We start from the raw sequence: 1,200 nt of genomic DNA, 5'->3' as shown, positions 1-1,200 counted from the left end.
CCCGACATCAGCGGCGACACCGTTGCCGTGAAGGCAGCCCGCTGGACATTCGACCGCGCGCAGAAGGACACGCCGGTCATGCGCGTACTGCCCGGTCCTGAATACGACGATTTCGTTGCCGACGCGCAAGCTGCGTTCTGGGAATCCGACTGGACGCTCACGCCCAACAGCAACCGGATGGGCTTTCGCCTCCAGGGGCCGGAACTCCAACGCAAGAAGCAGCGCAGCGGCGATCTGCTCTCGCACGGCGTGGTGCCGGGCGTGATCCAGGTGCCGCCGTCCGGACAGCCCATTGTGCTAATGGCCGATGCGCAAACCACCGGCGGCTATCCGAAGATCGGCTCCGTCATCCTGGCCGACCAATGGCGCCTGGCGCAGATTCCGCTCGGTACGCGCGTGCGCTTCGAGCGTGTGACGCTGGAAGAGGCCGAAGCCGCCCGCGCCGACGTGGCACGTATCTGCAGCAAATCGAAACCGCGCTGGACTGGCAGCGCCAAGGCATTCTGTCGAGCGCGCATCGCACCGCCAAGACGCGACTGAACGCCTGATGCACCGGAAGACAACATCATGACTGCAATTGATCTGAACGCCGACCTCGGCGAAGGCTGCGATACCGACGAGGCGCTCCTCACCCTGGTGAGTTCCGCCAACATCGCCTGCGGCTGGCACGCCGGCGACGTCAACACGATGCGCCAGACCGTCGGCTGGGCGCTGCGCCAGGGCGTGTCGATCGGCGCGCATCCGAGCTTTCCCGATCGCGAGAACTTTGGCCGCACTGAAATGCACCTCCCGCCGGATGAAATCTACGCGGGCGTGCTATTCCAGATCGGTGGGCTTTCGGCGATCGTGCGTGCGCAGGGCGGCAAGCTGGCGCACGTGAAGGCGCACGGCGCGCTGTACAACCAGGCTTCGCGCGACCGGCCGCTGGCCGTCGCCATCGTGCGCGCGATCCGCGATTTCGATCCGTCGCTGGTGGTGTTTGGCCTGGCGGGCGGCGAGCTGGTCAAGGCCGCGCGTGAACTTGGCCTGCAGGCCAAGGAAGAGGTGTTTGCCGATCGCGGTTACAACCCGGACGGCTCGCTCGTCAAACGCGGCACGCCCGGCGCCCTCATCGACAGCGAAGATGCCGCGCTGGACCAGACGCTGACGATGGTGCGCGAGCAGCGCGTGAAGGCCATCGACGGCACGTGGGTTCCGATC

General features: G+C 66.4%; 1 protein-coding gene and 1 pseudogene. Both read left to right on the top strand.

Features of this window, described 5'->3' with window-relative positions; all coding sequences use genetic code 11:
* Positions 1 to 548 (top strand): annotated as a pseudogene (locus FUT88_RS25495) (allophanate hydrolase); the annotation flags it as partial.
* Between the two features lie 19 nt (positions 549 to 567).
* Positions 568 to 1,200 (top strand): 5-oxoprolinase subunit PxpA (gene pxpA, locus FUT88_RS25490; RefSeq protein WP_147219337.1); only part of this gene is annotated, 633 nt, incomplete at its 3' end.

Origin of the sequence: Ralstonia sp. TCR112 (genome assembly GCF_007997035.1) — a bacterium.
In the GTDB taxonomy this organism is placed as follows: Bacteria; Pseudomonadota; Gammaproteobacteria; order Burkholderiales; family Burkholderiaceae; genus Ralstonia; species Ralstonia edaphi.
Note: the sequence above shows the minus strand (reverse complement) of the source record. Positions and strands in the feature narration are given on the sequence as shown.